We start from the raw sequence: 24,219 nt of genomic DNA, 5'->3' as shown, positions 1-24,219 counted from the left end.
GTCACGTCTAGGTCCCCCGGACGCGATGCTGAACACAGGTACCCACCGGTAACTTAGTGCTACGGAATGCCCTCGACCCCTTGTCTGGGCCTTTTATCGTGACGCCATGAACGGACGACGAGTGGCTGCGGGCGGTGCGCTTCTGGCGGTCGGGACCCTCGCGGCGATTCCCGGAACGTTGGTGCTGCTGTCGGGTGACCCCGCCGTACTCCCGGTCGTGATCTTCGGTCTGGCCGCCGTGGTGTTCGGCGCGGTCCAGGCGCGCAGCGGCCTGGGTGCCCCCGCGAGGGCGCTGCCGGTGCCGGCTCAGCGCCGCAGGCACGACGACACCTACACCCCATATACCTATTACGGGAGCGGCACGAGCGACTACGGGAGCGGCACCGGCGTCGAGGGCTGGTCCGACGGCGGTGGCGGGTCCGACGGTGGTGGCGGGTCGGACGGTGGTGGCTGGTCGGACGGTGGTGGCTGGTCCGGTGGCGGTGGCGGGTCGGACGGCGGTGGCGGGTCGGACGGTGGTGGCTGGTCCGGTGGCGGTGGCGGGTCGGACGGTGGTGGCTGGTCCGGTGGCGGTGGCGGGTCGGACGGTGGTGGCTGGTCCGGAGGCGGTTCCGGTGGTGGCGGTGGCGGCGACTCGGGTGGCGGTGGCGGCGGATCCTGACTCGTGCCTGCGGCAGAATGCGACGTATGCGCAGCGACGTCATCACCGTCCAGACCGGGTCACGCCCGACCGTCCGCGATATCACCGCCGAGGCCCAGCAGTTCGTCTCCGGCGAGGACGACGGCCTGTTGCACGTCTTCGTGCCGCACGCCACCGCCGGTGTGGCGATCATCGAGACCGGGTCGGGCTCCGACGACGACCTGCTGAGCGCGCTGGACGACCTGCTGCCCACCACGGATCGTTGGCGGCACCGGCACGGATCGCCCGGCCACGGCCGTGACCACGTGCTGCCGGCGCTCGTCCCCCCGTACGCCACGCTGCCGGTGCTCGGCGGCCGGCTCGCGCTCGGCACCTGGCAGTCGATCTGTCTCGTCGACACCAACGGCGACAACCCGACCCGCCAGGTCCGCTTCTCGTTCCTCCCCGGCTGATCTGCCCTAGGCCTGGGGCCCCGGTCTCGGGTCTCGCGCGCCGGGTCTCGCGCGCCGGGTCTCGGGTCTCGCTGGTCGCGCGCCGGGCCTCGGGTCTCGCGCGCCGGGTCTCGCGCGTCGGGCGTCGGGCGTCGGGTCAAGATCGTGCTCGATCCTGGATGTAGTGGTCTCGGGCGGGCGGGAGGCCACTAAATCCATGATTGTGCGCAGAGCAGAGGGGAATTCGGCCCCTCTGCCGGCTGATCGCCGCCGGGCGCTCTCAAGATCCGCGCAACTTCCCCGATAGTGCTGCCTCGACGCTGGCTGAAGCAGCACTAACCCTGATGTTGCACAGATCTTGAGGCTCCGGTCGGGTTGTCGGCGAAGGGTTCGCCTGCATGGTCGGCCAGGCCGGGCCAGTCCGTTCCGCCCGCATCCCCGCCGGGAGTGCGGTGCCCGCCCGGGGGTGCGGTGCCCGCCCGGGGGTGCGGTGCCCGCCCGGGGGTGCGGTGCCCGCCCGGGGGTGCGGTGCCCGCCCGGGGGTGCGGTGCCCGCCGGGGGTGCGGTGCCCGCCGGGGGTGCGGTGCCCGCCGCGGGCCGCTGCTCGTCGGGGTTCGGTGCCTGCCGGGGTCGGTCCGTGCCGGGCGGCAGTCTCCACCCGGGTTCAGCCGTCGCCGAGTAGTCGGCGTAGTTCGCCGGGTGGGTGGTCGAAGCGGCGGGCGGCGTGCGGGTCAGGTGGGCCGTCGCCGCCGTGGGCGGCGTGCGCGGGCCTGATCGCTGACCTCCGGGATCGGGCGTCGTGCGTGCGTACGATGTGGCCGTGACGCAGGAGGTGGGTTCCGCAGCAGGTGGACCGGTGGATCGGGCTGATCTCGCGGCCGACGTGCTGCGCCGGATGGCCCACGTGAGTGACGCTCTGCGTCACCGGCAGGGCTCCGCGTTCGCCGAGTTGGGGCTCACGCCGGCGGCGGCCCGGGCGTTGCGTGAACTGGACCCGGACCACCCGCTGCCCGCCCGTGACCTTGCCGGTCGACTGGGCTGCGACAGGTCGAACGTGACGATGCTGGTCGACAAGCTGGAGCAGGCCGGGTTGGTCGAGCGCCGCACCGACCCCGCGGACCGTCGGCAGAAGACGTTGGTGGTGACCGAGAGGGGACGCGTCGAACGGGACCGGGTGACCGAGGTGATGTCCGACTCCCGACTCCTGTCCGGGCTGACCGACCGGGAGCTGAGCACCCTTCGTGACCTGGTCCGGAAGGTGTCCTCCGGTGACCGTCTGGAGCCCTGCGGGCCGGAGTGAGTCGACACGCGCCGGCCGTGTCCCACTGGGCGACCAGGGCCCTCGTCGGTAATGCTGTCCCACGTGACAACCCCGCAAGATCTCGACGACCGGTTCCGGGAGACCCTGGCGGCTCTGCCCGCCGCGGGGCGGCGGCGTGATCCCGCCGACCCGCTCAGCGAGGATGCCCCACTGACCGGCGCGCAGGTGCTGGACCTGTTCGACGCGCAGGTGACCAGCCGGCAGCTCGACCTGGCCGGCCGTTGGCTGCGAAGCTTCGGGGAGGGTTTCTACACCATCGGCTCGGCCGGGCACGAGGGCAACGCCGCGGTCGCCGCCGCGCTGCGCCCCACCGATCCGGCGCTGCTGCACTACCGCTCCGGCGCCTTTTACTGCGTCCGCGCCGCGCAGGTCGCCGCCGACTCAGCATCGACCGCCGACCCGAAGCCGTCCGGGTCCGTGCCGCCCGGGTCCGTGCCGCCCGGGTCCGTGCCGCCCGGGTCCGTGCCGCCCGGGTCCGTGCCGCCCGGGTCCGTGCCGCCCGGGTCCGTGCCGCCCGGAGCTGAGCGGTTGGCCGACACCGAGCGCCCGACCGAGCGCCCGACCGAGCGCCCGACCGAGCGCCTGACCGAGCAGTCGACCGACCCTGAACCGCTGATCGATCCCGAGCAGCTGACCCACTCCGAGCCGACCGAGGCCCAGCCCATCGGGTCCGACTCGCCCACCGGCGGGTTCGCGCCGTACGTGGACGCGGCCCGGGACGTGCTGCGCGGGATGGTCGCCTCCAGCCAGGAACCGGTCGCCGGCGGCCGGCACAAGGTGTTCGGCCGGGCCGATCTGGCCATCGTGCCGACCACCTCCACCATCGCCTCGCACCTGCCCCGCGCGGTCGGGATGGGGCTGGCCGTGCAGCGGCTGCGCCGGCTGGACAACGCCGGGCGACGTACCGGGGTCGGCAGTGGCGCGGCCCCGGCGGCCGCACCGTGGCCCCCGGACGCGATCGTGGTGTGTTCCTTCGGCGACGCCTCGGTCAACCACGCCAGTGCCACCGCGGCGTTCAACACCGCCGGGTGGTACGACCACGCCAAGCTGCGCATCCCGGTGCTCTTCGTCTGCGAGGACAACGGGCTGGGCATCAGCGTCCGGTCACCGGAGGGCTGGGTCGAGGCCACCCTGCGGGCCAGGCCGGGCATCCGTTACTTCAGCGCGGACGGGGCGGACCCGGTGCAGACGTACGCGGTGGCGGCGGAGGCCGCGGCCTGGGTACGCCGTACCCGGCGGCCGGCCGTGCTGCACCTGCGAACGGTACGGCTGATGGGGCACGCCGGGGCGGACGCGGAGTCGGCGTACCGGAGCGCGGCCGAGCTGGCCGAGGACCTGGACCGGGACCCGGTGGTCGCCACCGCGCGGCTGCTCGTCGACGCCGGCGTGGCCAGCGGCGAGGAGTTGCTGGCCCGGTACGACGAGACCGGCTGGCAGGTGCGCCGGCTGGCCGAGGAGGTGCTGGGCGAGCCGAAGCTGGCCTCCGCGGCCGACGTGGTGTCGGCGTTGGCGCCCCGCCGTCCGGTGCGGGTCGCGCGAACGGTGGGCGACGCCGCGGCGCGGGCCAGTGGGCCGGGCGCCGGCGCTCGGGCGGAGGCGTTCGGGGGCAAGCCACCGGAGCTGGCCGGCCCGATGACCCTGGCGCAGAGCATCAACGCGGCGCTCGCGGACGGGATGCTCGACCACCCGCAGATGGCGATCTTCGGCGAGGACGTGGCCGCCAAGGGCGGCGTGTACGGGGTGACGAAGGGGCTGCGTGACCGTTTCGGGGCGGCCCGGGTCTTCGACACGTTGCTCGACGAGACGTCGGTCCTCGGGTTGGGCCTCGGCGCCGGGTTGGCCGGGATGCTGCCGGTGCCGGAGATCCAGTACCTGGCGTACCTGCACAACGCGGAGGACCAACTGCGCGGCGAGGCGGCCACCATGCAGTTCTTCTCGCGGGGGGCGTTCCGCAACCCGATGGTGGTCCGGGTGGCCGGGCTGGCGTACCAGGAGGGGTTCGGCGGGCACTTCCACAACGACAATTCGGTGGCCGTACTCCGGGATGTGCCCGGTCTGGTGGTCGCGGTGCCGGCGCGGCCGGACGACGCGGCACCGATGCTGCGGACCTGCCTGGCCAGCGCGGCGGTGGACGGCAGTGTCTGCGTGTTCGTGGAGCCGATCGCGCTCTACCACACGCGCGATCTGTACGCCGAGGGCGACGGGGAGTGGCTGGCCGGCTATCCGGAGCCGGGCGCGTGGGTGTCCGGGCACGTGCCGATCGGCCGGGCCCGGGTCTACCGGGTCGGCTCGGCCGACGACCTGACCATCATCACCTTCGGTAACGGGGTGCGGATGTCGCTGCGGGCCGCGGCGGTCCTCGCCGAGGAGGGGGTGGGCACCCGGGTGGTGGATCTGCGCTGGCTGGCGCCGCTGCCGGTGGCCGACATCATCCGGGAGTCGTCGGCGACCGGCCGGGTGCTGGTGGTGGACGAGACGCGCCGATCCGGCGGGGTGGGCGAGGGGGTCATCGCCGCCCTGGTCGACGCCGGATATGTCGGTGCCGCACGTCGAGTGGCGGGAGTTGACTCGTTTGTACCATTAGGTCCGGCAGCGCGTCACGTACTGGTCTCCGCGGAAGCCATTACCGACGGTGCCCGTACGCTGCTGGCACGGTAAATTCCGTTCCACCCGGTGCGCCACTTGCGCGCGGACCGACAACTGTGTGGACTTTGCCTGACGGCCGTCGCACCGACGCCGCGAGCAGGGACGAGATGAGGAGGCACGCGACAGTGAGCGCGACCGCTGGTCAGGCCGCCGACGGGGTACGCAGCCTGGCGGACCGGTTCGGAATCGAACCGGGGATGGTCGTCATGGAGATGGGGTACGACGACGACGTCGACCAGGATCTCCGAGACGCCCTGACCGACCGCACTGGAGATCTGGTCGACGAGGACACCGACGAGGTGGTCGACGCCGTGCTGGTGTGGTACCGCGACGGTGACGGTGACCTCTTCGAGCTTCTCGTCGACGCCCTCGGCCCGCTGGCCGACAACGGGGTCGTGTGGCTCCTCACCCCGAAGGCGGGGCGTGACGGGCACGTCGAGCCGAGCGAGGTCGCGGAGTCCGCGCCCACCGCCGGCCTGCAGCAGACCTCGACCGTCAACGCCGGCCGGGACTGGAGCGGCGCACGTCTCGTGCTGCGCCGAGGGGCCAAGGCCAAGAAGTAGCCCGCGTCGCTTCGCAGCCCGGCGGTCCACACCGTCGGGTGGCCGGCTGGCGCCATAACCCGACTCGACCCCCGAGGAGAGTACGCATGCCCATCGAGGTTGGTGCCGAGGCGCCGGACTTCGTCCTGAAGGACCAGAACAACCAGGAGGTCCGACTGTCGGACTTCCGGGGCAGGCGCTCGGTCCTGCTGGTCTTCTACCCGCTCGCCTTCACGGGCACCTGCCAGGGTGAGTTGTGCGAGGTGCGGGACAACCTCGACGCGTACGCGAACGACGACGTCCAGGTGTTGACGGTCAGTGTCGACTCGGTCTACAGCCACAAGATCTGGGCCGACCGTGAGGGCTACCAGTTCCCCATGCTTGCCGACTTCTGGCCGCACGGCGCCGTCGCCCAGGCGTACGGGGTCTTCAACGACGTCGCCGGCATCGCCAACCGGGGCACCTTCGTCATCGACAAGGCCGGCGTGGTCCGCTTCGCGGAGATGAACGGCCCGGGCGAGGCCCGCGACCAGCAGGGCTGGCGCAAGGCCCTGGCCGAAGTGACCGGCTGACCGGAGTACGCCGTGCGCCGGGGCCGGCGGCGAGCAGGTAAGCTTGCCAGCCACCGGCCCGCCGCACGGGCGATCCGGGCGCGTAGCTCAGTGGGAGAGCACCCGCCTTACAAGCGGGGGGTCGCAGGTTCGAAACCTGCCGCGCCCACACTTCGACAGGCACGTGACGAGGGCCGCCGGATCGCCGGTGGCCCTCGTCGTCTGATGACCCGGCCCACTACGCGCGCCTCTGCTCATGGCCCCGTGGCTCCCGCTCGCTGTCCACCCCCGGGGCACTCCTGCGGCGGGGCGTAGGCACGAATGGTGCCGTTGTGCCGGGCGACGTCCCCCTCAGCGGTGAGGGGTACGACGCGTTTACAGACGGGGCACCGGCCCCGCTGGTGCCGCGAGCGCTGCGTCACCGCGCCTCCCCAGGGCGGTCGTCGCACGTCTTCGGTTTCCTCAGCCGGGCCATGTCGCCCATCGTTGCCGACCAACGCTCGGCAGCGGACTGGCCACGGAAGGTTCCAGATCCGCGCCCACACAGATGATCACCCGCTGGGTCGTAGCAGCCTGATCAGGACGGTACGCAGCGCGTCGGCGGCCTCGGCCCGGGACATCCGGCCGGCGTCGACCTCCTCGCCCAGGGCGTGGCCGATCTTGATGGTGATCGCGGTGAGCCACCCGGCCGGGAGTCCACTGTCGAACTCGCCGCTCGCCTGTCCGCGCCGGATCACCCGGTTGATCCGATCGGCGACCGGCGCGTGGCGTTCCTCGTCGACCTGCGGGCTGGCCGGCAGTGACGCCATCTGCTGGATCAGGACCGGATAGCGTCCGGCGGTCTGTGCGCCGGCTTCGAGGACGCGGAGTAGCGCGTCCGTGGCGGATCCGCGGTCCGGCTCGGCGGCGTCCATCGCGGCGACGGCCTCGTCGGTGACCCGTCGGACGACGGCCACCATCAGGTGCTCGCGAGACGGGAAGTGGGCGTAGACGGTCTGCCGGGTGACGCCGGCGGCGCCGGCGATGGCATCGAGGCTGGCGTCGGGCTGCGCGTCGAGCAGTCGGACCGCCGCGTCGAGGATCGCACTGCTGTTGCGGCGGGCGTCGGCACGTTGCTTCTGGTCCGCTGAACCACTCATCTCTTACACCTTGCCAAAGTTTTGAGGATCGATATTTTACAAGCCGTAAAGATTCGCCGGATCGCGAGCGATGGTGGTGACATGGGTGGTCTCGATGGCATCAGTCCGAAGGAGTTCATCGCCAACTTCTTCACCTCTTTCATGCACGATCTGGCCTGTGGCGACGAGGATCCGGCGACGGTCGTGGACCGCTATCACACGCCCGACATTGTGCAGGTCGCCGACGGCCACCTGATGGACCGCGCAAAGCTCGTCGCGCACACCCGCCCGGCCCGCAGGCACCAGACCGGCGCGCGGTGGGAGGTGCACGAGGCGATCGCCGACGGGGGCCGGATCGCCGCCCGCTACACCCTGCACTTCCAGACCTCCAAACGGGAGGGCAGCGTGGACGTGTACTTCTTCGGGCAGTTCGCCGCCGACGGGCGGATGCGCCAGGCGCACATGCTCACCCGTCCCGTGCCCGTCCGAGCCACCGACGAGGGACAGCCGTCGGCATGACCGTCAGCAGCTATCACGTGATCGGTATGGCCTGCGGGCACTGCGCGGGCTTTGTCACCGAGCAGATCGAACAGATTCCCGGTGTCACCGACGTGGCAGTGGACGTCGAAGGCGACACCGCCACGGTGACGAGCGACCGACCTCTCGACATCGCCGAGGTGCGTGCCGCCGTCGAGGAAGCCGGCTACGAACTGCCCTGACGTCTGCCCCCGGGGACGGACCATGCGCGTCAGTGTGCGGGATCCGCCAGGTCCCGGGTGACGATCGCGAAGCGATGCGAGAACTCGACGGCTGCGTCGAGGTGGAGGCCGGTGACGGGCGAATCCAGCAGCGGTGGGGTGTCGCGGCGAACCACGAAGCGGGTCCGCACCAGCGAGTCGTCCGGGCCCTCCTCGTCGATGTCCACCAGGTCGGGCGGCGTGCCCGGACGACCGCTGCCCGAGGCGGTCCAGTGGTACCGCAGCTCCAACACGCCGTCCTCGGGGCAATTCCAGCTCAACTGGCTCACCGAAGCGCCACCAGCGGCGTTGGCCCACGCGCTCCAGCCGGTGCCGTCACTACGAAGGCACACCCAACTGGACTCCAATGCCCCGTAGTCGTACGGGCCGCTGTCCCACAGCCCGACGAGGATTTCGTCAGGCATCAGGAGTTGCTGCCCAGGTTGAGCCGTAGGGCGTGCATCGCCACCACCTCGAACGACATGTGGCTTCACCCACGGAATTCTATTCGGTCCACGCGGGATGGACCGGCCCCGATCGGCCCGTTAGCCTCGTCCACCATGACCAACGCGGACGAGCACGGTCACCCCGAGCCACCCGTCGCGGGCGACGAGACCGCCACCCTGTTGGGTTCCCTGGACCGCCAGCGCGCGACTTTCGCGTGGAAGACCGGTGGGCTCGACGCCGACGGTCTGCGGGCGACGCTCGGCCCGTCGTCGATCACCCTGGGCGGGCTGCTCAAGCATCTGGCCTTCGTCGAGGATCTCTATTTCTCGCTGAAGCTGGCCGGGCGCTCACCGGGAGCACCGTGGGAGACGGTCGACTGGGCCGCGAACCCCGGCTGGGACTGGCGCTCCGCCGCCGAGGACACCCCGGAGCAGCTCTACACGCTCTGGCGGGAGGCGGTGGCCCGTTCCCGTGCCACCGTCGCCGAGCTGCTGGCCGACGCCGGGCCGGAGCAGTTGGCCCGCGGCGCGTGGCCGGACGGCCGGGTGCCGAGCCTGCGCCGGGTCCTCGTCGACCTCATCGAGGAGTACGCCCGGCACGTCGGTCACGCCGACCTGATCCGGGAGTCGGTCGACGGGCTCACCGGCGAGGACCCGCCCCGCTGACGGTTCACGTCAGGGTCACGTGCAGCCGATCCAGTTCGCGTTGGGTGCCGATGGCCGTCCGGTGCTCGGGGTGCTCCACGTACTGCCGAACCGTGTTCGCGAGGAACGCCGGGTCGACGTGCAGCCGTCCGGCCGGCAGCGGATACGGGTGGGGCGGCTTTTCCGGCGCCGGGGCCAACCGCATCAGGGGGATGCTCGCGGCCCAGCGGGGCGGAGGAGGCGGACCGCCCGGCAGTAGGCGATCCCAGGACAGGAAGGTCCGCCTGACGAGGCCCTGATCAGTGATGCCATGTCGGTCCAGAGTGAGCAGTGGCCGGTTCAGCAGCAGGGTGAGCGCGATACCGCCCAGGACGACGGCCGCGACAGCGGTGGCCAGCGCCAGCGCGCCCGGTATCTGGACGAGTTGCGCGCGGTCCCCGCCAGCGATCCGTTCGGTCTGCACGAAGGCCGCCGCGATCCAGCCGAGAACCATCGACCAGGAGCCCATCCACGTGGGGCTCGCCGGCGCGACGAAGCGGTGCCGCTGCGGGTCCACCAGCCAGGTCGCGGGCCGCCGGTTGCGTCTGGTCAAGAGGGCGTAGCCGACCCACGGCACCAGGAGCGTGCCGGAGAGGACAGCCATCCACGCCAGGAAGGCGACGCCACTCGGGTCGATCCGCCAGGTCACCGGCTTGAACCACAGTTCGGCGCACACCCGCAGGGCGAACGCGGCCACGGCGAAGGGCCAGACCAGCAGGCGTGCCGCGCGCAGGGGCATGGCCGGCACCCTATGCCGTCCGGTCAAGCCGTCCGGAGGGTCGAAACCTGAGGACCCGGGCGGCGTCGCCGCGCCCTCTGGCGACGCCGCCCGGGTCCTCAGCTGGTGAAGCCGCCGTCCACATTGACCACCGCGCCGGTCACGTAGCCGGCCTCGGGGCTGGCCAGGTGCGCGACGGTGGCGGCGATGTCGGCGGGGCGAGCGTAGCGGCCGACGGCGGTGAATCCGCTGATGGCCGCCGCGTTCGGTCCGTCCGCCGGGTTGGCGTCCGTGTCCGTCGGCCCGGGGTTGACCAGGTTGACGGTGATGTCCCGTGGTCCCAGCTCGCGGGCCAGGCCCCGGGTCAGGCCGACCAGAGCGGTCTTGCTCATCGAGTAGAGCGTCAGCCCGGGGAAGACGGCCCGCTCTCCGACGTTGCTGCCGATGCTGATGATCCGTCCGCCTTCGCCCAGGTGCCGCAGCGCCGCCTGCACGGCGACGTACGGCGCCCGGATGTTCACCGCGATCGTCCGCTCCACCTCTGCCATGCCCAGTTCGTCCACGGCGCCGACCAGGAAGACCGCCGCGTTGTTCACCAGGATGTCCAGCCGACCCAGGTCGGCGACCGTCCGGTCGACCGCGTCCCGCACGGCGCTCGGGTCGGCGCCGTCGGCCTGGACGGCCAGCGCTCGCCGGCCGAGCGCCTCGATCTGCCGCACCACTGTCGCGGCCCGCTCCGCGTCCTGTCGGTAGGTGAACGCCACGTCGGCCCCGTCCTGAGCCAGGCGCAGGGCGATGCCGGCCCCGATGCCGCGGGAGCCACCGGTCACCAGGGCGACCTTGTCGTTGAGTGTCGTCATGCAAACGATCATGTGGCCGTGCCGACCTCCCCGTCTGGCGGCGATCGGACCCCTCGTTCCGACCCCCAGGTCCGATACCCGCGACCGCACCCAGCCCACCGAGCTGCGCAACTTCAGGGATCCTGCTGCCGCAACGGCCGACGAGACAGCAGGATCACCGAAGTTGCGCAGATCGTGGAGGGCGGGGGAGGGTGGTCTGGGGGGACCGGGCGACGGGGAAGGTGATCGTGGGGCTGGGTGGCATTGGCGCGGTGCTGTTCGACATGGACGGCACCCTCGTCGACTCCGACGCCGCCGTCGAGCGGGCCTGGGAGCGCTGGGCCGCCGAGTACGGGGTCGACCCGGCGGCCGCGTTGACGATCGCCCATGGCAGCCCCGCGGACCGGACCATCCGCCGCCTGCTGCCCGCGCTCGACGACACCACGGTCGTCGCGGCGGCGGCACGGCAACTCGCGTTGCAGTACGACGACCTGGCCGACGTGGTGGCCACCCCCGGGACGCGCGACCTGCTGAGGGCGCTGGCCCGGCTGGAGCTGCCCTGGGCGGTGGTGACAAGCGCCGACCGGCGGCTGGCCGAGGCTCGGCTCGGTGCCGCCGGCATCAGCGCTCCCGTGCTCGTCACTGTGGAGGACGTGCGTGTCGGCAAGCCGGATCCGGAGGGTTACCGGCATGCCGCCGCCCTGTTGGGCGTACCCGTGACACGGTGTCTGGTCGTCGAGGACGCCGAGGTGGGCCTGCGGGCCGGGCGGGCCGCCGGGGCGATGACCGCCGCGCTGAAAGGGCTCGACGGCGACCTGCGCCTCGACGACCTGACGCAGTTGGCGCACCACCTGGACCCGTCGCCAACCGGCGAACCCGCTGGCGTACCCGGGTCGGATCTGCTGCACTCTTCCCCGGCGACGACGAAGGGGGATCCGGTGGAGTTGACGCTGACACCGATGACCGAGCAGGACCTGGTCCGGTTGCTCGGGGCGCTGGAGCAGGGGTACGCCGAGGACCTAGTGGCGCACTCGGGGTTGACGCCGGAGGCGGCTCACGAGCGGTCGGTCACCCAGATCCGGGAGTCGCTGCCGGCGGGCGCGGCGAGCGAGGGGGCGCTGCTGCGGTTGGGCCGGGTCGGCGACACCGAGGTCGGTTGGATCTGGGTGAGACTGCCGACGTCGGCCGCCCCGAGCCAGGCCCGGATCGACAACATCGAGGTGCATCCCGCGCACCGGGGACGCGGGTACGCACGCCGGATGATCCAGCTCATCGAGGCCGAACTCGCCCAGCTTGAGGTGCCCGAGCTGGGTCTGAACGTCTTCGGTACGAACACCGTCGCGATCGGGCTCTACCGCAGTCTCGGCTTCGAGGTCACCTCGCAACAGATGTCGAAGCGGATCGCCGGGGCAGGCTGAGCCGCCGGCGCGGCCCGGGGCGAACCAGGCTGGTCCCCTCGGCAGGACTGTTCACCTGCCCAGCGGGAAACCGGCGCGGACCGCACCTGGGGAGGAGCGACGGATGACGCACGGTGCCGGACTGACGATCGGTGTGCTCGGCTCGTACGGTGGGCGAAACCTCGGCGACGAGGCGATCCTCACCGGCCTGCTCACCGATCTGCGGACGCAGGAACCAAACGCCCGGATCATCGTCTTCTCCCGTAACCCGGAGCACACGCGGGCCGCCCACCCGGACGTCGAGGCGGTGCCCTGGGAAGGCGTCAGCCGCACCGACTCCGCCCTCGTTCTGGCCCAACTCGACCTGCTGATCCTGGGTGGCGGCGGCATCCTCTACGACCGGGAGGCCCGCCGCTACCTGCGGGTGGTCCGGGTCGCCCAAGAACGCGGCCTGCCCCTGATCACGTACGCGGTGGGGGTCGGGCCGCTCAGCGACGCGGTGGACACCGGCATGGTCCGGGAGACGCTCTCCGGCGCGACCCAGGTGACGGTCCGTGACCAGGAGTCCCGAATGGTGCTGGAGGAGGCGGGTCTGCTCAATCCGATCACGGTCACCGCCGACCCGGCGTTCCTCCTGCAACCCGAGGACTTCCCGGCCCACCTGCTCGCCGAGGAGGGCGTGCCGGTCGGTAAGCGGCTGGTCGGGATCAGCGTGCGGGAGCCGGGGCGGGCCGCCGAGCGGCTCGACGTGGACGGCTACCACCGGCTGCTGGCCCAGATCGGTGACTTCCTGGTGCACCGGATCGACGCGTACGTGCTGTTCGTGCCGATGGAACGCGACGACATCCGGCACGCCCACGGGGTGCTCTCCCACATGGTCGCCGCCGATCACGGTCGGATCCTGCACGGCACCTACTCGCCGCAGCAGGTGCTCGGACTGATGCGCCACTTCGACCTGGCCGTCGGCATGCGCCTGCACTTCCTGATCTTCGCGGCGATGGTCGGCACACCGTTCCTGCCCCTGCCGTACGCCGGCAAGGTCTTCGACCTGGCCCAGCGGCTCGGCGTGCCGGCGCTGCGCGGCGTGGAGCGGGAGGTCGAGGGGCCGCTGCTGGCCGAGGTCGACCGGCTGTGGGACGAGCGGGAGCAACGCGCGGAGGCCACCGCCCGACGGGTGGCCGAGGTGTGCGAGCAGGCGCGGGGCACCTCGGAGGTCACCCGCGGGGTGCTGGAGGGCCTGCGCAGCCAGGCCCTCACCCGGGTCTGAGTGGGCGGTCACACGGCGGGACCCGTCCACCGGTAGCGCCACTCGCGGGCCTCCTCCTGGGCGGTCTCCAGCTCGTAGATCTGCGCCTGCGCCAGCCCACCCGAGCCGAGGTGGTGGTGGGTCAGCGGTGGACGGCCGTTGCTGTCCAGTTCGACGGTGATGGTCTGCCCGTCCGCCGTGCCGCCGACGAGAAGGATCCGCACGGATGAAGCCATGCGCCCATCCTGCCCGTCGTGCCGCCCGCCCGCAGCGGATAGCGGGGCAGCGGGCGACCCGACCCGTGGCTAGGGTCGGCGGATGGAGCAGACGATCGATCCGACGCTCGGCCCGGTGCTCGCCCGTACCGGCGAGGAGCGCGCCGTACTGGACTCGTTCCTCGACTTCCACCGGGCCGTGCTGCTGCGCAAACTGCGCGGTCTCTCCGACGCCGACGCGGGCCGACGGCTGGTGCCCTCGGCGACCACGCTCGCCGGGCTGGTCAAGCATCTGACCCTGGTCGAGCGGAACTGGTTCCCGACCCTGCTGGCCCCCGAACCGGGCGACGTCTACCTGACCTCGGAGGAGGATGCGGTGGCGAGCTTCACGCGCGGTGACCAGGACACCGTTGTCGAGCTCACCGAGGCGTACGAGCGGGCCTGCGCCCGATCGCGGGCGGTCGCCGCCCGCTTCGACCTCGACCACGTGGTGCCGCACCCACAGCTCGGCGAGGTGTCGCTGCGCTGGATCCTGGTGCACCTGATCGAGGAGACGGCCCGGCACGCGGGTCACGCCGACATCCTGCGCGAGCTGACCGACGGCGAGTCCGGCGCGCTCTGATCACCCGGGAACCCCGAACCCCGAACCCCGAACCCCGAACCCCGAACCCCGAACCCCGCGATCTTGCACTTTCTGTCGCGGCATAACGGGCATACGGCACGGATCGCCGACAGAAACTGCAAGATCGCGCGAGGAGTGTGCGAGATCGCGCGAGGAGTGCGCCGGGGTGCGCGAGGGTCGCGCCGGGGCCGCCTATCCTGGGCGCGGGCGGCGACGAGGAGGAGCAGGTGCTGGTCATCCACGGGCTGTGGCTGCCCGGCGACGACTCGACCGGCGGCCTCGTCGTCTGGGCCGAGGACAGCGCCGCGCCACAGGCGCCGACCCGGTCCGGCCGGCCGCCCCGGGAACGCCCGCACCCTTTCGCCGCCGGGCACGCCGACCTGGTCGCCGTCCTCGCCGAGGCCGCCGAACCGGCCCACCCCGGCACCGCGCTGCTCACCCTGCCCACCCGGGCGGGCGCGCCGGTCGACTCGCCCGAGCTGATCCGGACCGCCGTCGCACCCCCGGCCCGCGGCCGGCTCACCCTGGCCGGGTGGCGCGTCCCCGTGCTGGTGTACGCCCCAGACGACGCGCTCTCGCTGCTCCGCGCCCTGGACGACCTCCCGGCGGTGCCCGGGTCAACCCTGCGCCACCTCGCCGAACTGGCCGACTTCGCCGCCGACCTGGTGACCCGTGGCCGAGTCCTGCCCGGCGTCGCCGCGACGGCCGGTGGCACGGCCGCAGGGGCTTCGTCGGGCGGTTCCGCGCAGGTGCCGGCCCAGGCGGTCTGGCGTCCGCTGCTGACCGGCACCGACGCCGCCTGGGCGCGCTCGCTGGCGCTGGCCCTGCCGCCAGCCGCCCGAGCCGCCGTGGACTCCGCCGGCCTCAACCCGGCCGGCATCGCGGCCTTGGCCGGTGGTCCGGGTGGGAGCGAGTTGACTGCGGCCGAGGTCGTCGCGGATGCGCTCGACGCGCTCACCGACGCCGCCGCGCGGGCCGCCCTGGCGACCACCACCCTGGCCCGGGGACTGCGCCCGGGTGGCCCGGCACCGGCCTGGTTGGCGGCGCTCGCCGGCCCGCAGCGTGACTTCACCGTCGATCCCACGGCGTTGACCACGCTGCGCGAGGAGCTGGACGCCTGGCAGCGGGACGCCGCCGGCGGCCCGGTGCGGGCCAGTTTCCGGCTGGTGGAGCCGGCTCCGGACGAGGTCACCGAACCGATCCTGGCCACCCGACCGGCACCGAACGACATCGTGCCGGTGCCGGTCGAGTCGGTGGGCGGTGGGCGTTGGCGGCTGGAGTTCGGGTTGCAGGCCGCGGACGAGCCCGGTCTGCACGTCGACGCCGGGCAGGTCTGGCGGGCGCCGCAGACGCTCGGCGGCCTGGCCGGCCGGACGACCAGCCCGCAGGAGACGCTGCTCGCCGAGCTGGGCCGGGCCAGCCGGCTCTGGCCGGACCTGGACGCCGCGCTGCGCACCGCCGCCCCCGAGGCGATGGACCTCGACGTCGAGGGGGCGCACCGGTTCCTCAGCGAGGGCGCTCCGGTGCTGCACGCGGCCGGTTTCGGGGTGCTGCTGCCGTCCTGGTGGCAGCGCTCGTCGGCGCGGCTCGGCGCCCGGCTGCGGGCCCGCAGCCGCACCGCGCCCGGCACGGTCGGTGGCATGGAGGCCGGTGTCGGTCTGGCTGCCCTGGTCGACTACCGCTGGGAGATCGCCCTCGGTGACCAGCCGCTGTCCGCCGAGGAGCTGGCCGCGTTGGCGGAGATGAAGACCCCGCTGGTACGGCTGCGCGGCCGGTGGGTCGAGCTGGACCCGGGGCGGCTCGCCGCCGGTCTGCGGCTGCTCCGCTCGGCGGGCGAGCTGACCGTCGCCGACCTGCTCCGCCTCGGGCTGGCCGACGGCGAGGCCACCGGGGCGCTGCCGGTGCTGGAGGTGACCGCCGACGGGGCGCTGGGCGACCTGCTCGCCGGTGCGGTCGAGCGTCGGCTCACCCCGCTGGACCCACCACCGGGCTTCCAGGGGACGTTGCGGCCGTACCAGCAGCGCGGGCTGGCCTGGCTGGCATTCCTGCGCTCACTTGGCTTGGGCGGTGTGCTCGCCGACGACATGGGGCTGGGCAAGACGGTGCAACTGCTCGCGCTGCTCGCCGGGGACCCACCGGAGGCCGGACCGACGTTGCTCGTCTGTCCGATGTCGTTGGTCGGCAACTGGCAGCGGGAGGCGGCCCGGTTCACCCCGGAGCTGCGGGTTCACGTACACCATGGGGCGGAGCGGGCGCGGGGGGCGGAGTTCACCGCGGCCGCGCACGGCGCGGACCTGGTCGTCACCACCTACTCGGTGGCCGCCCGCGACGCCGCCGACCTGGCCGGCATCGACTGGCACCGGGTGGTGGTGGACGAGGCGCAGGCGATCAAGAACGCGTCGACCCGGCAGGCCGAGGCGGTCCGCGCGCTGCCCGCCCGGCAGCGGGTGGCGGTGACCGGTACGCCGGTGGAGAACCGGCTCGCCGACCTGTGGTCGATCATGCAGTTCGCGAATCCGGGGTTGTTGGGTCCGGCGGTGACGTTCCGCAAACAGTTCGCCGAGCCGATCGAACGGCACGGCGACGCCGAGGCCGCCGAACGGCTCCGCCGGATCACCGGGCCGTTCGTGTTGCGCCGGCTCAAGACCGACTCGTCGATCATCTCGGATCTGCCGGAGAAGCTGGAGATGGAGGTGCTCTGCAACCTCACCGCCGAGCAGGCCGCCCTGTACCGGGTGGTGGTGGACGACATGCTCGCCCGGATCGAGACAAGCGACGGCATCGAGCGACGCGGCCTGGTGCTGGCCACCATGACCCGCCTCAAGCAGGTCTGCAACCACCCGGCCCAACTGCTGCGTGACGGCTCGCCGCTGGAGGGCCGCTCCGGCAAGCTGGCCCGGCTCACCGAGATCATGGAGGAGGTGCTGGCGGCGGGGGAGCGGGCACTGCTGTTCACCCAGTACGCCGAGTTCGGCGCGATGCTGCGGGGTCACCTGTCGGCGCGGTTCGGCCGGGAGGTGCTGTTCCTGCACGGCGGCCTCGGTAAGGCCGAACGGGACGCCATGGTGCAGCGCTTCCAGTCGGCGGACGGTCCGCCGCTGTTCGTCCTCTCCCTCAAGGCCGGTGGCACCGGGCTCACCCTGACCGCCGCCAACCACGTGGTGCACGTGGACCGCTGGTGGAACCCGGCGGTGGAGGACCAGGCCACCGACCGGGCGTTCCGGATCGGGCAGCGTCGACGGGTGCAGGTCCGCAAGTTCGTCTGCGCCGGCACGGTCGAGGAGAAGGTGGCCGCGATGATCGCGGACAAGCGCAGCCTCGCCGAGCGGGTGGTCGGCACCGGCGAGCAGTGGATCACCGAGCTGTCCACCGGTCAGTTGCGGGACCTGTTCGCCCTGGAGGCCGGGGCGGTGGTGGAGTGAGCGAGCGGAGCACGCGCACCATCAGGCGCAACGTGGTGCCTCACGCCGGCGCGGAGCGCAGCGGAGCGCTGGCGTGAGCCAGCCGAGTACCGACCGGTTCGCCGACTACGGGCGCCCCCGCCGGGTCGACGGGGGACTGCGGGCACGCAGCGCCCGAGGGGCGATCGGTCGCTCCTGGTGGTCGCGGCGGTTCCTGGAGGTGCTGGAGTCGTTCGCGCTCGGCACCCGGCTGACCCGTGGCCGGTCGTACGCGCGGGCCGGCCAGGTGCTCACGCTCGACATCGCGCCCGGACGGGTCAGCGCGGTGGTGCAGGGCTCCCGGCCGCAGCCGTACCAGGCATCCATCGCGCTGAAGCCGTTTCCGTCCGCGCTCTGGTCCCGGATCGAGGCGGAGCTGGCCGGCCAGGCGTTCTTCAGCGCCCGGCTGCTTGCCGGGGACCTCCCCGACGAGCTGGAGGAGCTGTTCGTCGCCGCCGGCGCGCCGCTCTTCCCGACCGGCGTGGACGAGCTGACCCAGCGGTGCGACTGCCCCGACTTCGCCGTGCCGTGCAAGCACCTCGCGGCGACGTTCTACCTGCTGGCCGAGGCGTTCGACGCGGACCCGTTCGAGCTGCTGCACTGGCGCGGTCGATCCCGTGCCGAGTTGCTCGACGAGTTGCGCGCCCGGCGGGTCGAGGCCACCGGAACGGCTCTGCCACCCGCCCCGGCCGATCCACCGTCCGAAGCGGACGACGAGGATTCGACTGTGGACGTCGTGGCACCCGTCGGTGCGGCCCGTGCGCTGGCCGGTCTGCCGGCAACTCCGCTGGCCGATGCCGCGGACCGGTTCTGGATGCCGCCGGTGCCGCTGCCCGATCGGCCACCCCGGCTGGCGACCGGCCCCGACCTGCTGCTGCGCCAGCTCGGAGCGCCAGCGCCGGCCATCGGCGGGCCGGGACTGCTCGAACGGTTGCGCCGCGCGTACCGGGCGTTCAACCCGGCCGACCGGTGATCCGTCACGTCCACCGGCGGCGGAACCGCCACATGATCGCGGCATTGGCCACCAGCACCACCGCGCAGATCGCGCCGGTCAACCGACCGGCGAAGACGGCTATCGCCGGCAGCGACGCCCACAGCACGATGGTCAACAACATCAGGTAGCGGCCCCTGCGGGCCCGGGCCCGGTGGTCCAGCCGGTTGAAGAAGGCCGGGTCACTCTCCCGGAGCTGACGGGTGATCTGGTCGAATCTGCGCTGATCCTCTTTGCTGAGCATGGCGCTGCCTTCCCCTCACGCGTTCAGCGGTTCGGCGGCATACCCGCTGCTGCGGCGGCTCACGCTCACCCGCTGCTGCTACTTTTCCGCCACGTGAGGTCACCTCATGTCCGGCTTACCCAAACCTTAAGTTTGCCTGTGGTGGTGAACGACGCGGAACGTGTCGCGTGTGGCGGCGCGGTCCGGTCTGTGCCCGGCTGCCGCGCGTCCGCCCTGCTGGGAAGCTCCGCGCCCGCCCGGCGCCCGGCGCCTGACCGCGATGCCGCACTGAGCGCTGTCTTAAGTGCCCTCGCGAGTGTGTCCAGCCCACCTTGAAGGCACCTGAGTGCTTGGTTACCTTGCCGTAGCAACCCCCTCAGGCAACAGTCGCCGCACCTGCCGCACCTGCCCGGTCGCAGCTTCCGGCGCTCATCAGAAATCGGGATTGGTACATGGCCGACCAGAATGTGCCACCACGCCGACCGCGGGACGACCGCGGTTGGGACGGACGCCAGCACCACAACGCGGACGGCTACGGCGACCCCAGCACGTCCGCGCCCTACGGGTACGACTCGCCCCACCCCTACCAGGGCGGCTACCCCGCGCAGGCCGACCCGCGCGAGCAGTACGGCGACGGTTACGCCCACGCCGGACACCCCGCCCCCGGCCCGCGTGGACCGCAGTGGGTCGGCCCGGAGGGTCTCGGCCGGCCGGCGCCGGCGCGACCGGCGGGTGCCGGACTGCCCGCTCTGGACGATGACGACGACTCGGGTCGCAAGGTCGGCCGGCGCAAGGCCGTGTTCGCCCTCGGCGGCACCGCTGCCGTCGTCGCCGGTGGCGCGGCACTCGCCATGACCCCGCAGATCCGTGGCCTCTTCGGCGACGACACGACCGCGGCGGCGAAGGCTGGCGACGCGACCGGCAGCACGGTGACCGACGGCACCGCGGCGCGGCCCAGCGGCCAGCAGCCCAGCACGGTGCGGACGTACACCGAGCAGAACGAGAGCTACATGGGCTCCCGGGCCGGCGAGGCGTTGAAGAAGAACGCGCCAACGACCGGGCGGACCCTGTCCGGTCCGGCCGCCGCCGCCACGTCGACCAAGGTGACCGTCAAGACGGTGCTGGCCAAGGACCCGATTCTGCACCTGGCCCGGCGCGCCACCTTCGGACCGACGCCCGAGGTGATCGCCGACATCAAGAGCAAGGGCATCGACGCCTGGATCCGCGCCCAGTTGGAGCCGGACAAGATCGAGCCGAGCAAGGCCGAGCTGAAGCTCGCCGAGTTGCCGACCCTGAAGCTCGACCCACAGCAGTTGCGCGCCCAGCGCGACCAGCTCAACGACCAGGGCGCCCAGCCGGAGCGGGAGACGGTCGACGCCACGATCGCCCGGCAGATCTGGTCCAAGCGCCAGCTGTTCGAGGTGATGGTCGACTTCTGGAACGACTTCCTGCACGTCGCCGCCGACTTCGACGGCGGCGAGGCCTACCGCAACTCGTTCGACCAGGACGTCGTGCGCAAGCACGCGCTGGGCAGCTACCCGGAGATGCTTGTCGCCGCGAACAAGCACCCCGCGCTGCTGATCTACCTGAACCAGAAGGACTCCCGCAAGGACGCGATCAACGAGAACCTCGCCCGGGAGAACCTGGAGCTCTACTCGGTCGGCGTCGACGGTGGTTACGAGGAGCAGGACGTCCGGCAGGCGGCGATGCTGCAGACCGGCCGCGGCATCGACCGCGAGGGCAAGTACGTCTTCAAGCCCGAGCAGCACTACGTCGGCAAGGTGAAGATCCTCGGTTTCACCCACGCCAACGACTCGCTGGACCCGAAGAAGGCGGACGCGGCGATCGACGCGTACATCGCCTACATCGCGCTGCACCCGTCGACGGCGAAGTACGTCGCGCAGAGCCTGGCGACCCGGTTCGTCTCGGACACCCCGCCGAAGTCCCTGGTGGACCGGCTCGCGAAGACGTACACCACGAACAACGGTCTGATCAAGCCGGTGTTGATGGCGCTGTTCTCCTCCTCGGAGTTCTGGGCCGGTGTGGGCCAGAAGGTGCGCCGGCCGATGGAGTACCTGGTCGCCACGTACCGCACCCTGGGTGTCTCGCCGGAGGCGTCGCCGAAGCACAACAACGGCGACAACAAGCGCACCCCGTACGCCCGGGGCCTGCGGCAGATCCACGACAAGCTGCGCGAGCTGGGCCACTTCCCGATGGGTCAGCCCACCCCGGACGGTTACCCGGATGTCTACGTCGCCTGGACGTCGGCCGGCACCATGGTCAACGGCTGGAACGAGGCGGGCGAGATCATCGGCGGTTACCGCACCACCTTCACGTATACCGCCCCGGAGAAGTTGGTCGCCGCGCCGCCGGCCACCGCCGGGGCGTACGTGGACGCGCTCTCCCAGCGGCTGGTGGGTCAGAAGCTGAGCACGCGGGAGAAGGACCTGATCCTCAATGTGGCCGGTGTCCCGCCGACTGCCAAGGTCGACGCCACGTTCAACGGGGCCATCACCGCCGTCGCGCGGGCGATCCTCGCTTCCCCCCAGCACCACCTCCGGTGAGGCACCCGATGGAGAAGACTGTGTACAACTCTTTCCCCCTGCACCCCGAATGCCCCGACGTGCGACGGCTGGCCGACAACCCGGCCGAGGCGTTGCTGCGCGCGGAGGCGGACATCGTCGCCGCCGAGAGCGCCGCCGAGCGGGACCGCTACCGCACCCTGGAGAATCTGGAGGAGGCCCAGCAGGACGGTCGTGGCGTCACCCGCCGGACCTTCGTCGTGGGTGCCGCGGCCACCGCCACCGCCCTGGCCACCGCCCAGTTCGTCACCACGTCGGCGTCGTTCGCGGCGACCCCGACCGGCACCCTGATCCACGTTTTCCTCTACGGCGGCCTGGACGGGCTGAGCCTGGTCGCGCCGGACAACGACCCCGTGCTCGCCAAGGACCGTCCCGACCTGCTGCTCGGCAACGACTCGCTGGCCCTGGCCCGCGGGTTCAAGATGACCAGCGCGTTCAAGCCGTTGGAGAAGTGGCTGGCGGCCGGTCAGCTGGGCTTCGTCCCGGGGACCTCGGACCCGCGGCTGTCGCGCAGCCACTTCCAGGCCGCGGACGCCTGCAACCTGGGTGGCCTGCCGAACGAGACCGGAGGCCGGGGCTGGCTCGACGGCCTCGTCGACCACCTGGGCAAGGGCACCGCGTTCCGCAGCGTCGGCATCGGCAGCACGCTGCCCCGCTCGCTGGTGGGCACCAACGGCGCCCTGTCGCTGAACAACGTGGGATCGCTGCGGCTCAACGGCGACCAGAAGTACCGGGCCGCCACCGAGGCGGCCATCCGGGGGCTCTTCACCGGGATCAACCACCCGGTGGAGGAGGCCGTGCAGGAGGGCATGGGCGCGCTGGCCACCGCCCAGCAGTTGGCGGCCAAGCCGTACGAGCCCGCCGAGGGCGTCAAGTACGAGGGCGTCGGCAACTCGTTCAAGCAGCTCGCCCAGCTGATCAAGGGCGGCGCGAACGTCCGGGTCGCCACCGTCGGGATGGGCGGTTACGACACCCACGAGAACCAGGGCACCGCCGCGGGCGGCCAACTGCACCGCAAGTTGAACGAGCTGGCCACCGCGATGGCGGCCTTCTTCACCGACCTCGGTCCGCAGGCCGCCGACGTGACGATCATGGTGTCCAGCGAGTTCGGTCGTCGGATCCGCTCCAACACCGGCGGCACCGACCACGGGCACGGTGGGGTGGTCACGATCCTCTCCGGCAAGAAGCTGGCCGGTTCGCTGCTCGGCGACTGGAACGGTCTGGACAAGCCGGACTCCGGTGACGTGCCGGAGTACAACAACATGTTCAACGTGTACGGCGCGGTGGCCCAGGGCCGGTTCGGGCTCACCAACGCGGAGGTCGAGAAGGTCTTCCCCCGCCAGAAGTACGCCCCGATGAAGCTGTACGCGTGACGTACCCGCACACCCACGCCGCCGGCCGTCGTACCGGGACCTCGTCCCGGCACGGCGGCCGGTCGGCTGCTCCCGTACCCCCGCAGGTCCCGGACCGGCGCGGACCCGGCGGCCGGCGGCTGCTGGGCCTGCTGCTCCTGGTCGGCCTGCTCGCCAGCGTGCTGCCCTGGTGGCTGGGCACCCCCGCCGGTTCGCTGCGCAGCACCGCGGCCACCGTCACCGCGGCGGGTCGGATCAGCGGCCTGATCGCCGGTTACCTGCTGCTGGTGCAGGTGCTGATGATGAGCCGGCTGCCGGTGCTGGAGCGGTGGATCGGCGGTGAGCAGATGGCCCGTTGGCACCGCGACGTCGGCGCCACCCTGCTGGTCGCCGTGCTGGCGCACCTGTCGCTGATCCTCGTCGGCTACTCGGACCTGCGGAACCAGTCGATCCTCGCCGAGGTCGGCACGCTGCTCGGCGACTACGAGGACATGGTCTCGGCGTTCGTCGCCGCCGGCATCATGATGCTGGTGGGGTTCAGCAGCATCCGGGCGATCCGCCGGGCGCTGCCCTACGAGCTGTGGCACCTGCTGCACCTGTCCAGCTACCTGATCCTGCTGCTCGGCTTCGGCCACCAGTTCACCCACGGCGCGCAGCTCTACAAGCCCGGTCCGGTGCGCACCGGTTGGATCGCGCTGTACGTGCTGGTGGTCGCCGCCCTGCTCTGGGGTCGGGTGCTCGCGCCGCTGGCGTTCAATTTGCGCTACCGGCTGCGGGTCGCCGACGTGGTCGCCGAAAGCCCCGACACCATCTCCATCTATCTCACCGGCGAGCGGCTCGGCCGACTGACGATGCTCGGCGGCCAGTACTTCCGCTGGCGTTTCCTCACCCGGGGCTGCTGGTGGCAGTCGCACCCGTTCTCCGTCTCCGCCGCCGCCAACGGCCGCTGGCTGCGGCTCACCGTCAAGGTCGTCGGCACGCACACCGCGGACCTGCGCGACCTGACCCCGGGCAGCCGGGTCTGGGCGGAAGGCCCGTCGGGCACCTTCACGGCCGCGCACCGGGTCCGCGAGCGGGCCCTGCTGATCGCGGGCGGCAGCGGCATCACGCCGATCCGGGCGATGCTGGAGGAGTTGCCGCCGGGCGCGGCCCTGATCTACCGGGCCAGTACGCCCGCCGACGTGCTGCTCAGCCGTGAGCTGGACTGGCTGGCGCAGGAGCGGCACACCTCGGTCTGGTACGTCATCGGCTCCCGCGACGACCCCGGTCCCCGTCAGCTGATGAGCCCGGACGGGTTGCGGCAACTGGTGCCCGACGTGGCCCGGCGCGACGTCTACCTGTGTGGGCCACCCGGCCTGGTGGAGCAGTCGGTCCGCGCGCTGCGCGGCGCCGGCGTGCCCCGACGGCAGATCCACCTGGCCACGTTCGAGTTGTAGGAAGGCATCCCCATGCGTCGCGCGTTGCTCGCGATCACCGGC

At 72.1% G+C, this 24,219-nt stretch carries 21 protein-coding genes, 1 tRNA gene and 4 pseudogenes; 20 read left to right on the top strand and 6 right to left on the bottom strand.

Translation table 11 applies throughout. The annotated features are described in order from the left end of the window. The first annotated feature begins 106 nt into the window (after window positions 1–106). From ACFYPM_RS24095 to ACFYPM_RS24060, 8 genes and pseudogenes are all read left to right on the top strand, one after another. The gene (locus ACFYPM_RS24095) at window positions 107–661 is read left to right on the top strand and encodes a hypothetical protein (RefSeq protein ID WP_387200936.1); all 555 of its coding nucleotides are present in this window, start codon (window positions 107–109) and stop codon (window positions 659–661) included. A gap of 26 nt (window positions 662–687) precedes the next feature. Then, a complete protein-coding gene (locus tag ACFYPM_RS24090; protein ID WP_387200933.1) occupies window positions 688–1,092 on the top strand; it encodes a YjbQ family protein in 405 nt (134 codons plus the stop codon). 874 nt (window positions 1,093–1,966) lie between these two features. After that, window positions 1,967–2,371, top strand: coding sequence for a MarR family winged helix-turn-helix transcriptional regulator (locus ACFYPM_RS24085; protein ID WP_357378832.1), 405 nt, complete (start codon window positions 1,967–1,969; stop codon window positions 2,369–2,371). A 51-nt stretch (window positions 2,372–2,422) separates the two neighbouring features. Beyond that, a pseudogene (locus tag ACFYPM_RS24080) lies at window positions 2,423–2,771 on the top strand (transketolase); the annotation flags it as partial. Between the two features lie 317 nt (window positions 2,772–3,088). Then, a pseudogene (locus tag ACFYPM_RS24075) lies at window positions 3,089–5,050 on the top strand (thiamine pyrophosphate-dependent enzyme); the annotation flags it as partial. A 113-nt stretch (window positions 5,051–5,163) separates the two neighbouring features. Then, window positions 5,164–5,601: a DUF3052 domain-containing protein gene (locus tag ACFYPM_RS24070; protein WP_387200930.1), complete on the top strand. Its 438-nt coding sequence runs from the start codon at window positions 5,164–5,166 to the stop codon at window positions 5,599–5,601. A gap of 86 nt (window positions 5,602–5,687) precedes the next feature. Next, window positions 5,688–6,152 carry a peroxiredoxin gene (locus ACFYPM_RS24065; protein WP_357244880.1) on the top strand — a complete coding sequence of 155 codons (465 nt, stop codon included), beginning with the start codon at window positions 5,688–5,690 and terminating at the stop codon, window positions 6,150–6,152. Window positions 6,153–6,228: 76 nt separating this feature from the next. Next, window positions 6,229–6,300 (top strand) — tRNA-Val (locus ACFYPM_RS24060). Between the two features lie 382 nt (window positions 6,301–6,682). Here ACFYPM_RS24060 and ACFYPM_RS24055 read toward each other — a convergent pair. Then, the gene (locus ACFYPM_RS24055) at window positions 6,683–7,270 is read right to left on the bottom strand and encodes a TetR/AcrR family transcriptional regulator (RefSeq protein ID WP_387200927.1); all 588 of its coding nucleotides are present in this window, start codon (window positions 7,268–7,270) and stop codon (window positions 6,683–6,685) included. A gap of 81 nt (window positions 7,271–7,351) precedes the next feature. Here ACFYPM_RS24055 and ACFYPM_RS24050 point away from each other — a divergent pair, with 81 nt between their 5' ends. Then, a complete protein-coding gene (locus ACFYPM_RS24050; RefSeq protein ID WP_387200924.1) occupies window positions 7,352–7,768 on the top strand; it encodes a nuclear transport factor 2 family protein in 417 nt (138 codons plus the stop codon). Next, window positions 7,765–7,968: a heavy-metal-associated domain-containing protein gene (locus ACFYPM_RS24045; RefSeq protein ID WP_387200922.1), complete on the top strand. Its 204-nt coding sequence runs from the start codon at window positions 7,765–7,767 to the stop codon at window positions 7,966–7,968. The genes ACFYPM_RS24050 and ACFYPM_RS24045 overlap by 4 nt, the downstream gene beginning before the upstream one ends. A gap of 29 nt (window positions 7,969–7,997) precedes the next feature. On the opposite strand, the gene ACFYPM_RS24040 is transcribed toward ACFYPM_RS24045, so the two are convergent. Further along, the gene (locus ACFYPM_RS24040; protein WP_387200919.1) at window positions 7,998–8,411 is read right to left on the bottom strand and encodes a hypothetical protein; all 414 of its coding nucleotides are present in this window, start codon (window positions 8,409–8,411) and stop codon (window positions 7,998–8,000) included. Window positions 8,412–8,546: 135 nt separating this feature from the next. Here ACFYPM_RS24040 and ACFYPM_RS24035 point away from each other — a divergent pair, with 135 nt between their 5' ends. Then, a complete protein-coding gene (locus tag ACFYPM_RS24035) occupies window positions 8,547–9,098 on the top strand; it encodes a DinB family protein (RefSeq protein WP_387200916.1) in 552 nt (183 codons plus the stop codon). Window positions 9,099–9,102: 4 nt separating this feature from the next. Here ACFYPM_RS24035 and ACFYPM_RS24030 read toward each other — a convergent pair whose 3' ends face one another. Continuing rightward, the gene (locus tag ACFYPM_RS24030) at window positions 9,103–9,855 is read right to left on the bottom strand and encodes a hypothetical protein (protein ID WP_387200913.1); all 753 of its coding nucleotides are present in this window, start codon (window positions 9,853–9,855) and stop codon (window positions 9,103–9,105) included. Window positions 9,856–9,953: 98 nt separating this feature from the next. Further along, on the bottom strand, window positions 9,954–10,694 hold the full coding sequence (locus ACFYPM_RS24025; RefSeq protein WP_387200910.1) for an SDR family NAD(P)-dependent oxidoreductase: 741 nt from the start codon (window positions 10,692–10,694) through the stop codon (window positions 9,954–9,956). A gap of 191 nt (window positions 10,695–10,885) precedes the next feature. Here ACFYPM_RS24025 and ACFYPM_RS24020 point away from each other — a divergent pair, with 191 nt between their 5' ends. After that, a complete protein-coding gene (locus ACFYPM_RS24020; RefSeq protein ID WP_387200907.1) occupies window positions 10,886–12,091 on the top strand; it encodes an HAD-IA family hydrolase in 1,206 nt (401 codons plus the stop codon). Window positions 12,092–12,194: 103 nt separating this feature from the next. Then, on the top strand, window positions 12,195–13,337 hold the full coding sequence (locus ACFYPM_RS24015; protein WP_387200904.1) for a polysaccharide pyruvyl transferase family protein: 1,143 nt from the start codon (window positions 12,195–12,197) through the stop codon (window positions 13,335–13,337). A gap of 8 nt (window positions 13,338–13,345) precedes the next feature. Here the strand turns inward: ACFYPM_RS24015 and ACFYPM_RS24010 are convergent, their stop codons facing one another. Then, window positions 13,346–13,552 (bottom strand): hypothetical protein, encoded by a 207-nt coding sequence (locus tag ACFYPM_RS24010; RefSeq protein ID WP_387200902.1) that lies wholly within the window; start codon window positions 13,550–13,552, stop codon window positions 13,346–13,348. Between the two features lie 82 nt (window positions 13,553–13,634). Here ACFYPM_RS24010 and ACFYPM_RS24005 point away from each other — a divergent pair, with 82 nt between their 5' ends. The 4 genes and pseudogenes from ACFYPM_RS24005 to ACFYPM_RS23990 all read left to right on the top strand — a co-directional run bounded on the left by ACFYPM_RS24005 (window position 13,635) and on the right by ACFYPM_RS23990 (window position 18,566). Further along, window positions 13,635–14,153 (top strand): DinB family protein, encoded by a 519-nt coding sequence (locus ACFYPM_RS24005; protein ID WP_387200899.1) that lies wholly within the window; start codon window positions 13,635–13,637, stop codon window positions 14,151–14,153. 227 nt (window positions 14,154–14,380) lie between these two features. Continuing rightward, window positions 14,381–15,338, top strand: a pseudogene (locus ACFYPM_RS24000) (ATP-dependent helicase); the annotation flags it as partial. Window positions 15,339–15,409: 71 nt separating this feature from the next. After that, window positions 15,410–17,575: pseudogene (locus ACFYPM_RS23995) on the top strand (DEAD/DEAH box helicase); the annotation flags it as partial. 73 nt (window positions 17,576–17,648) lie between these two features. Further along, complete coding sequence (locus tag ACFYPM_RS23990; protein WP_387200896.1) at window positions 17,649–18,566, top strand: SWIM zinc finger family protein; 918 nt, start codon at window positions 17,649–17,651, stop codon at window positions 18,564–18,566. Window positions 18,567–18,570: 4 nt separating this feature from the next. Here ACFYPM_RS23990 and ACFYPM_RS23985 read toward each other — a convergent pair whose 3' ends face one another. Beyond that, window positions 18,571–18,828 carry a DUF3040 domain-containing protein gene (locus ACFYPM_RS23985; protein ID WP_091409372.1) on the bottom strand — a complete coding sequence of 86 codons (258 nt, stop codon included), beginning with the start codon at window positions 18,826–18,828 and terminating at the stop codon, window positions 18,571–18,573. Between the two features lie 431 nt (window positions 18,829–19,259). On the opposite strand from ACFYPM_RS23985, the gene ACFYPM_RS23980 reads away from it, so the two are divergent. From ACFYPM_RS23980 to ACFYPM_RS23970, 3 genes are read left to right on the top strand one after another with little or no spacing between them, the layout of a single operon-like run. Continuing rightward, entirely contained in the window at window positions 19,260–21,371 is a 2,112-nt protein-coding gene (locus ACFYPM_RS23980; protein WP_387200893.1) for a DUF1800 family protein, read from the top strand. Window positions 21,372–21,379: 8 nt separating this feature from the next. Further along, a complete protein-coding gene (locus ACFYPM_RS23975) occupies window positions 21,380–22,762 on the top strand; it encodes a DUF1501 domain-containing protein (protein WP_387200890.1) in 1,383 nt (460 codons plus the stop codon). Next, entirely contained in the window at window positions 22,759–24,177 is a 1,419-nt protein-coding gene (locus ACFYPM_RS23970) for a ferric reductase-like transmembrane domain-containing protein (RefSeq protein ID WP_387200887.1), read from the top strand. The genes ACFYPM_RS23975 and ACFYPM_RS23970 overlap by 4 nt, the downstream gene beginning before the upstream one ends. The last annotated feature ends 42 nt before the right edge of the window (window positions 24,178–24,219 follow it).

It is taken from the genome of Micromonospora sp. NPDC005203, assembly GCF_042872705.1.
GTDB lineage: Bacteria > Actinomycetota > Actinomycetes > Mycobacteriales > Micromonosporaceae > Micromonospora.
Note: the sequence above shows the minus strand (reverse complement) of the source record. Positions and strands in the feature narration are given on the sequence as shown.

Bases quoted from the DNA above. Each gene is read 5' to 3' on its own strand.
- ACFYPM_RS24095 (WP_387200936.1), top strand. From the start codon at position 107: ATGAACGGACGACGAGTGGCTGCGGGCGGTGCGCTTCTGGCGGTCGGG.
- ACFYPM_RS24090 (WP_387200933.1), top strand. From the start codon at position 688: ATGCGCAGCGACGTCATCACCGTCCAGACCGGGTCACGCCCGACCGTC.
- ACFYPM_RS24085 (WP_357378832.1), top strand. From the start codon at position 1,967: ATGGCCCACGTGAGTGACGCTCTGCGTCACCGGCAGGGCTCCGCGTTC.
- ACFYPM_RS24065 (WP_357244880.1), top strand. From the start codon at position 5,688: ATGCCCATCGAGGTTGGTGCCGAGGCGCCGGACTTCGTCCTGAAGGAC.
- ACFYPM_RS24055 (WP_387200927.1), bottom strand. From the start codon at position 7,270: ATGAGTGGTTCAGCGGACCAGAAGCAACGTGCCGACGCCCGCCGCAAC.
- ACFYPM_RS24050 (WP_387200924.1), top strand. From the start codon at position 7,352: ATGGGTGGTCTCGATGGCATCAGTCCGAAGGAGTTCATCGCCAACTTC.
- ACFYPM_RS24045 (WP_387200922.1), top strand. From the start codon at position 7,765: ATGACCGTCAGCAGCTATCACGTGATCGGTATGGCCTGCGGGCACTGC.
- ACFYPM_RS24040 (WP_387200919.1), bottom strand. From the start codon at position 8,411: ATGCCTGACGAAATCCTCGTCGGGCTGTGGGACAGCGGCCCGTACGAC.
- ACFYPM_RS24035 (WP_387200916.1), top strand. From the start codon at position 8,547: ATGACCAACGCGGACGAGCACGGTCACCCCGAGCCACCCGTCGCGGGC.
- ACFYPM_RS24030 (WP_387200913.1), bottom strand. From the start codon at position 9,855: ATGCCCCTGCGCGCGGCACGCCTGCTGGTCTGGCCCTTCGCCGTGGCC.
- ACFYPM_RS24025 (WP_387200910.1), bottom strand. From the start codon at position 10,694: ATGACGACACTCAACGACAAGGTCGCCCTGGTGACCGGTGGCTCCCGC.
- ACFYPM_RS24015 (WP_387200904.1), top strand. From the start codon at position 12,195: ATGACGCACGGTGCCGGACTGACGATCGGTGTGCTCGGCTCGTACGGT.
- ACFYPM_RS24010 (WP_387200902.1), bottom strand. From the start codon at position 13,552: ATGGCTTCATCCGTGCGGATCCTTCTCGTCGGCGGCACGGCGGACGGG.
- ACFYPM_RS24005 (WP_387200899.1), top strand. From the start codon at position 13,635: ATGGAGCAGACGATCGATCCGACGCTCGGCCCGGTGCTCGCCCGTACC.
- ACFYPM_RS23985 (WP_091409372.1), bottom strand. From the start codon at position 18,828: ATGCTCAGCAAAGAGGATCAGCGCAGATTCGACCAGATCACCCGTCAG.
- ACFYPM_RS23980 (WP_387200893.1), top strand. From the start codon at position 19,260: ATGGCCGACCAGAATGTGCCACCACGCCGACCGCGGGACGACCGCGGT.
- ACFYPM_RS23975 (WP_387200890.1), top strand. From the start codon at position 21,380: ATGGAGAAGACTGTGTACAACTCTTTCCCCCTGCACCCCGAATGCCCC.